Below are 6,974 nucleotides of genomic sequence, written 5' to 3' on the forward strand. Positions count from 1 at the left end.
CTCGACCACTTCCAGGCCACGGGTGAGTTCGCCCTTGGCATCGTCGAACACCTTGCCGTGTTCGCGGGTTATCAGCTCGGCCAGTTCGTCGGCATGGGCCTCGACCAGCGCCTTGTACTTGAACAGGACGCGCGCGCGATTGAGCGGCGTCGTAGCCGCCCAGGCCGGCTGGGCAGCCTTGGCGATCGCGATGGCCTTTTCGACTTCGCTGACGCTGGCCAGGGAAACGCTGCCGCGCTGCTCGCCGGTAGCGGGCTCGAACAGAGGCTGGTTGCGCTCGCTGGCGGCGGTACGCTTGCCGTTGATAAAGTGAGTCAGTTGCAGGGTCATTGGGTCACCAGTGCTATAAAGAGTATGTAGGTCGTATTTGTTCGAAACTATGTGCTGCGGCGTGCTGGACCAGCCATTGCGGACATGCAGCAAGTACGTCCCTGTAGCTCGACGGTGGCCTCCCTGCCACCGACGGTCCGCCATAGCTGATCCAGCATGCCGCTCGGATATCCGAGTTTGCGTCAGCCCATTACGGCGTGCGTTTTATGACATCGCCCAGCGTATTGATGATTTGGTCGATATGGCTTTTCTCGACAATCAGCGGTGGTGCCATGGCGATGATGTCGCCGCTGTTGCGCACCATCAGCCCGCTCCAGAAGCAGCCCTCGAATACATCGTAGCCGCGTTTGCCGGGCGCGCCGTCACGGCTGGCCAGATGTACCGCGCCGACCATGCCGGTGTTGCGAATATCGATCACATTGGGCAGGCCTTGCAGACTGTGCAAGCCCTCCTGCCAGTAGATTTCCAGATCGCGGATACGGGTCAGCAGACCGTCGCGGGCATAGATATCCAGCGTTGCCAGCGCCGCAGCGGCAGCCACCGGATGGCCGGAATAGGTATAGCCGTGGAACAACTCGATGATGCCCTCGGGGCCATGCATGAAGGCATCCTGAATCTGGTCACTGGCGAATACCGCGCCCATCGGGATAGCGCCGTTGGTCAGGCCTTTGGCCGTGGTCATGATGTCCGGGGTCACTTCCCAGCGCTGGGAAGCGAAGGGCGAGCCGACGCGGCCGAAGCCGGTGATCACCTCGTCGAATATCAGCAGGATGCCGTGCTTCTCGGTGATCTCGCGCAGACGCTTGAGGTAACCCTGGGGCGGCAAAATGACGCCGGCAGAGCCGGACATGGGTTCGACGATGACAGCGGCAATATTCTCGGCGCCATGCAGGTTGACCAGGCGCTCCAGATGGTCCGCATATTCGACGCCGTGTTTCGGCAGGCCACGGGTGAAGGCGTTGCGCTCCAGATCCAGGGTATGCGGCAAGTGGTCCACACCGGGCAGTTGTACACCGAAGGCCTTGCGGTTATTGACCATGCCGCCGACCGATATGCCGCCGAATCCGACGCCGTGGTAGCCCAGTTCACGGCCGATCAGCCGCGTACGGGTGCCTTCGCCACGGGCGCGGTGGTAAGCCAGGGCAATCTTCAGCGCGGTGTCGACTGACTCGGAACCGGAGTTGGTGAAGAAAACCCGGTTGAGGCCCTCGGGTGCGATCTCGACCAGGCGCTCGGCCAGTTGGAAGGGCAGCGGATGGCCCATCTGGAAGGTCGGGGCAAAGTCCATCTTGCTGATCTGCTTGCTGACCGCCTCGGCGATCTCCTTGCGCCCATGGCCGGCATTGCAGCACCAGAGGCCGGAGGTGCCATCAATGACCTGACGGCCTTCGACGTCGGTGTAATACATGCCTTCGGCGCTTTCCAGCAGGCGCGGTCGATCCCTGAACTGGCGGTTGGCGGTAAAGGGCATCCAGAACTCATCGAGGCTGAGATCCTGCTGGTTGGCGGGGGCGTAAATGCTGTTCATCGGTGGTCCTGGCGTCGCTTGAGCGGTTAATTAACACAGTGTTGATTGATCTTATGTCAAAAATAACAAACGAAAAACCCTGCTAGCCGCAATAAAGCCAAATTTTGTCAATTATATTGAATTTTTCCGTGAATGAGTTGGCCGGGGTGGAACCCGGCCCTCCCGGGCTAACGCCACTGGTACTGCAACCCGACGCCCACCAGCCACTGGCGATCCGGGGCTGGTTCGTAGTAACGGCCGCCGGGACCGTTGACGATCAGCGAGCCGATATATTCCTTGTCGCCCAGGTTATCAATCCGTACGAAGGGATCGACTGTCCAGTTGCCGACTTCATGGGTATAACCGGCGCGCCAGTTGAAGACCGCATAACCTGAAGCGCTGTTCTGGTTATCATCCGTGGCATAACGCTCGCTCAGAGACTGGGCTTCCAGCGCGGTAACGAAACCGGTGCCCGGAGGCTGCCAGCTGAGTTCGGCGAACAGGCTGTGGCGCGGAACGCCGGGCAGGTTTTTGCCGGAGAGGTCCTCGCCGCTATTGGTGGTGTAGCTGTCAAAACGGGCATCGAGCAGCGTGTAGGCCAGGTAGGCGTCGATGCCGTGATCGAACCCCTGCTCCACTGACAGCTCCATGCCCTGGCGAGTGGATTGGCCGGCATTGACGAAGGTGCTGCGGCCGGTTACCGCTTGACCGGGACCGGTGACGATCTCATCATCCACGCGACTGCGGAACAGTGCCAGATTAAGCCGTGTCTGTTCGTGGCGCAGCTTGAGGCCGACCTCGGCGTTGCGTGACTCGCTTGGCTGCAGACCGAAGTTCAGGCCGCTGCCCGATTGCTGGTAAGCGAGCTCCTGAAAAGTTGGCGTTTCGAAACCCTGACCCAGCGCGCCGTACAGGGTGAGCGAGGGAGTCCATTGATAGCTCAGGCCCAGCGCAGGGTTGGTCTGCTGATAATCGACGCTACCGCTGTCATCCTGACCGTCGACAAAGTAGTCATCCTCGGACTCGAATTCCACGCGGCTGTGGCGTACACCAGCGGTGAGTGTCCAGCGCGGATCGAGCTGCCAGGTGCTGATCAGGTACGCATCCTGGCTGTCGACGGTATTGAACTCGTCCCGTTGTTGCGGGCCCTTGCTGCCAAGTTCGTTGACGAACCCGTTCCGCTGTTCGCCCTGATAGTCATAGGTAAGGCCTGCAGCCAGTTCGACCGGCAGACCGAACAGCTGCGTCTCGCGCTGCCAGCCCAGTTCGCCGCCGCCGAAGCGACGATCCAGCTCGATAACGCCGCCGCCGGAAAACTGGCCGCTGCCGGGAAACGCCAGAAACTGCTCCACATAGCGCTCGCCGCCGTAAACCATCAAGGTGATCTTGTCGTCGTTGCTCAGCCGGCGTTGGTAATTGAGCCCGGCCTGGTTGTGTCTCACCGTCTTGCGGGTATCGAATCGGTCGGTGCCGGAAACCGCCTGACGACGGTCCTCGCGTACCTGTGCTTTGGTCAGCCCCAGCGGATCCTGGGTCTCTGGCTGATCCAGACTGTTGATCAACAGGGTCAGGCTGGAGGCGTCGTCGATGTCCCAGCCCAGGCGCAGGTTGGCGATATCGCGGCGTGTTTCGCTATGGTCGCGATAGCCGTCGGTCTCCAGCCGCGAGACATTCGCGGCGACATTCAGATCGCCATGCTGGCCGCCGTAACGCAGGCGTGAGCGCCACAGGTTATCGGGGCCGAAGGCGGTGCGATTTTCCAAGGTTGGATAGAAGCTGCCCTCATCGGTAAAGCCCTGGATGATGCCACCCGAGGCATTGCCGTACAGGGTCGTCAATGGGCCGCGAAGCACTTCGATGCGTTGCATGCCGTCGAGGTCGAACAGTGATGGCTGGCCCTGGCCGTCGGGCATGGTCAAGGGGATGCCGTCTTGCACCAGGCGCACGCCGCGCACGCCGAACTGGGCGCGGGCACCAAAACCACGGGATGAAATCTGCAGGTCCTGGGCGTAGTTCTGGCGGTTGACGGCGACTATGCCGGGCACGCGTTGCAGTGTTTCGGAGAGGTTGGCACCGAGGCTTTGCGGGCTGATCTCTTCGTCGCTGACGATACTGCGGGCCAGTGGGATGCGCGTGTCCTGCTCATCCGCTTCGCTGCCCAGCACGGTCTGTGCCGGCAGGCTGAGGGGTTTGTCCTGCGCCAGACTGAGCGCTGGCAGCAGGCAAAGAGCTGTGGCGCAAAGGCCCAGCCGGGGGAGATTGGTTTTTTTCATAAGCCCGCTTGTATCGTTTTTTATCGGTTATGGCTATCGGCTATGACGCGAGCGGCAGTATTGCCCTGTGCGCCGGCCGATTTGCACTCACTCGTTCTGTCCGTTGCCGGGGAAAACCTTCTTCAGCGGGGGCAGCGCGGTTTCGTTGCCACTGATCATATCTGCATTCAGTTGTCCTTCGAAGTTCTCCAGTGGCTGGTGGGACCGCTCATCGTGGTCGAAGATCGGAGGGCTGAATACATAGGCTACCAGCAGACGGGTAAGCGTCTCCAGGCTGTCGCGGCGGGTACGCTCATAGCCATGGGTAGCGTCGGTGCCGAACCCGATCAATGCGATGCGGGTGTCGGTGCCCGAGCGTATCGCCGATTCCACGTCGCTATGTCCGTTACCGGGGCTGGCGACCATGCCGGTCGCGCCAATGCATGTATCAAGTGGATTGTGCTGCCACACTACTTTGATCCAAAAGTAATTCTGCGGTACTCTTGAACGAGTTCAATCGCCTCAGCGCAGTTATTCGGCGCGGTGTGGCGCCTGAAAGCAGATTCCAATTTGTATGAACCTGCGTTAATCGTTACTACTGTAATATTTAGACTTTATGGCAAAATGCACTCCTTTGAGGGTGTGGCCGGGAGCCAGACATGTACATGATGCACGACCTCTATCTATCGCTACGGCGCCTGCAGCGCGCCAGTGAAATCCATGCAAAGCGACTCGGTCGTCACAGCGGCCTGACCCCCATACAACTGCTGATCATGCACAGCATCAAGGCAATGGGTGAGGGCACTCTGGGCGATCTGGCCAAGCGGGTCAGTGTTTCCCAGGCGACACTCAGCACTATCATTGACCGCCTTGAGAGCCGAGAGTTGCTTCAGCGTATTCGCAGCAAGAGCGACAAACGCAAGGTGCATCTGGCATTGACTGCCAAGGGCGTCGATGCGATCCAGTCCGAGCCGGCCCTGTTGCCGGCAGAATTTCTCGATCGGTTCGGCAAGCTCGCCGATTGGGAGCAATTGATGCTGCTGGCCAGCTTGCAGCGCGTTGCCGGTCTGCTCGAAGCGGATCAGCACACGCCTGCAGAGCTTTTCGACAGCGAAACAGCGGCGTGACTCGCTGATCGGTTGATACTGTCAGGAAATTGCTGGTTACACCGGTTGGGGCACGGAAGCCCTGCCGTCGGATCTGTCTCCCCTGATACTTGTGTCTCGCGGTTAAAACACTCGTTCCAGACCCCGCCAGCTTTTTTTCTCTGCCCTCTTGCCTGTTCTCCTTCTGCGCCTTAGCATGTTTGAAATTTCAAACATCTATGTGGTAAATGCGTTACGCCTGGCGTCGCGCGTCGGCCACGCGAGGAGACTCCATGCAGCTGAAAGCCCCCGACCTGTTCCGCCAGCAAGCCCATATCGATGGCCATTGGTGCGAGGCCGACAATGGCGCGCGTACCGAGATTTTCAATCCGGCCAATAATGAGCTTTTGGGCGGCGTGCCGAATATGGGCGCTGCCGAAACCCGGCGGGCGATCGAAGCGGCCCAGGCGGCTCAGCCTGCTTGGCGCAAGCGCACGGCCAAGGAGCGTTCCGCTGTTCTGCGCAAGTGGTTCGAGCTGATGATGGCGCACCAGGAAGATCTGGCGCAGATCATGACCGCCGAGCAGGGCAAGCCGTTGGCTGAAGCCCGCGGCGAGGTGGCGTATGCCGCTTCGTTCATCGAATGGTTCGCCGAAGAAGCCAAGCGGGTGTATGGCGACACTATCCCCGGCCACCAGGCAGATAAACGCATCATCGTACAGAAGGAACCGGTGGGCGTGACTGCGGCGATCACGCCGTGGAACTTTCCGGCGGCGATGATCACGCGCAAGGCGGCGCCTGCACTGGCGGCTGGCTGCGCGATGGTACTCAAGCCGGCGCCACAAACGCCGTTTTCCGCACTGGCGCTGGTTGTGCTGGCGGAGCAGGCAGGCCTGCCTGCCGGCTTGCTGAGTGTGGTCACCGCCGATGCCGAGCAGGCGATCGCGGTGGGCGGCGAGCTCTGCGCCAATCCGATCGTGCGCAAGCTGTCATTCACCGGCTCCACGGGTGTGGGTATCAAACTGATGGAGCAGTGCGCACCAACCCTGAAAAAGCTGTCCCTGGAGCTCGGCGGTAACGCACCTTTCATTGTCTTCGATGATGCCGATCTGGATGCGGCGGTCGAGGGCGCGATGATTTCCAAATACCGCAATGCTGGCCAGACCTGTGTCTGCGCCAACCGAATTTATGTTCAGGACGGCGTGTACGACGCCTTCGCCGAGAAGCTGGTCGCAGCGGTAAACAAGCTCAAGGTAGGAAATGGTACCGAAGAGGGTGTTACGACAGGCCCGCTGATCAATGCCGCCGCGGTGGACAAGGTACAACAACACCTTGCGGACGCGACCGGCAAGGGCGCACGGGTTCTGGTCGGTGGGCAGCCTCACGAACTGGGAGGCTTTTTCTTCGAACCTACCGTGCTGGCCGACATCGACAGCAGCATGCTGCTGGCGCGGGAAGAGACCTTTGGTCCGCTGGCTCCGTTGTTTCGCTTCAGCAGTGAGGAAGACGTGATTCGTCAGGCAAACGATACCGAATTCGGTCTGGCCGCCTATTTCTATGCCCGCGACCTGAGCCGCGCTTTCCGCGTGGCCGAGGCGCTGGAATATGGCATGGTCGGTATCAATACTGGCCTGATATCCACCGAGGTGGCGCCGTTTGGCGGCATGAAGTCGTCCGGTCTAGGCCGTGAGGGCTCCAAGTACGGGATTGAAGAGTACGTGGAAATAAAATACCTGTGCCTGGGCGGTATCTGACCCGGGTCTTCATCTGACTGTGTGTGAGGTGAGCCATGAGCAAGAG

At 60.4% G+C, this 6,974-nt stretch carries 6 protein-coding genes; 2 read left to right on the top strand and 4 right to left on the bottom strand.

The features are described from left to right. The 4 genes from ABYA88_RS14645 to ABYA88_RS14660 all read right to left on the bottom strand — a co-directional run. Window positions 1-330, bottom strand: a 330-nt coding sequence (locus tag ABYA88_RS14645) for an aldehyde dehydrogenase family protein (RefSeq protein ID WP_373188134.1), incomplete at its 3' end; no start/stop codon positions are given. A gap of 190 nt (window positions 331-520) precedes the next feature. Then, window positions 521-1,858 (bottom strand): aspartate aminotransferase family protein, encoded by a 1,338-nt coding sequence (locus tag ABYA88_RS14650; protein ID WP_373188135.1) that lies wholly within the window; start codon window positions 1,856-1,858, stop codon window positions 521-523. A gap of 167 nt (window positions 1,859-2,025) precedes the next feature. Then, the gene (locus ABYA88_RS14655) at window positions 2,026-4,110 is read right to left on the bottom strand and encodes a TonB-dependent receptor family protein (RefSeq protein WP_373188136.1); all 2,085 of its coding nucleotides are present in this window, start codon (window positions 4,108-4,110) and stop codon (window positions 2,026-2,028) included. Between the two features lie 87 nt (window positions 4,111-4,197). Beyond that, window positions 4,198-4,560 carry a hypothetical protein gene (locus ABYA88_RS14660; RefSeq protein ID WP_373188137.1) on the bottom strand — a complete coding sequence of 121 codons (363 nt, stop codon included), beginning with the start codon at window positions 4,558-4,560 and terminating at the stop codon, window positions 4,198-4,200. A gap of 188 nt (window positions 4,561-4,748) precedes the next feature. On the opposite strand from ABYA88_RS14660, the gene ABYA88_RS14665 reads away from it, so the two are divergent. Both ABYA88_RS14665 and gabD read left to right on the top strand, forming a co-directional pair. Then, window positions 4,749-5,216 (top strand): MarR family winged helix-turn-helix transcriptional regulator, encoded by a 468-nt coding sequence (locus ABYA88_RS14665; protein ID WP_373188138.1) that lies wholly within the window; start codon window positions 4,749-4,751, stop codon window positions 5,214-5,216. Window positions 5,217-5,467: 251 nt separating this feature from the next. Then, on the top strand, window positions 5,468-6,928 hold the full coding sequence (gene gabD, locus ABYA88_RS14670; RefSeq protein WP_373188139.1) for an NADP-dependent succinate-semialdehyde dehydrogenase: 1,461 nt from the start codon (window positions 5,468-5,470) through the stop codon (window positions 6,926-6,928). Window positions 6,929-6,974 lie beyond the last annotated feature (46 nt).

It is taken from the genome of Halopseudomonas sp. (assembly GCF_041579695.1).
In the GTDB taxonomy this organism is placed as follows: Bacteria; Pseudomonadota; Gammaproteobacteria; order Pseudomonadales; family Pseudomonadaceae; genus Halopseudomonas.

Excerpts from the sequence above, each read along its gene's own strand:
- ABYA88_RS14650 (WP_373188135.1), bottom strand. The coding sequence starts at position 1,858 with ATGAACAGCATTTACGCCCCCGCCAACCAGCAGGATCTCAGCCTCGAT.
- ABYA88_RS14665 (WP_373188138.1), top strand. The coding sequence starts at position 4,749 with ATGTACATGATGCACGACCTCTATCTATCGCTACGGCGCCTGCAGCGC.
- gabD (WP_373188139.1), top strand. The coding sequence starts at position 5,468 with ATGCAGCTGAAAGCCCCCGACCTGTTCCGCCAGCAAGCCCATATCGAT.
- ABYA88_RS14655 (WP_373188136.1), bottom strand. The coding sequence starts at position 4,110 with ATGAAAAAAACCAATCTCCCCCGGCTGGGCCTTTGCGCCACAGCTCTT.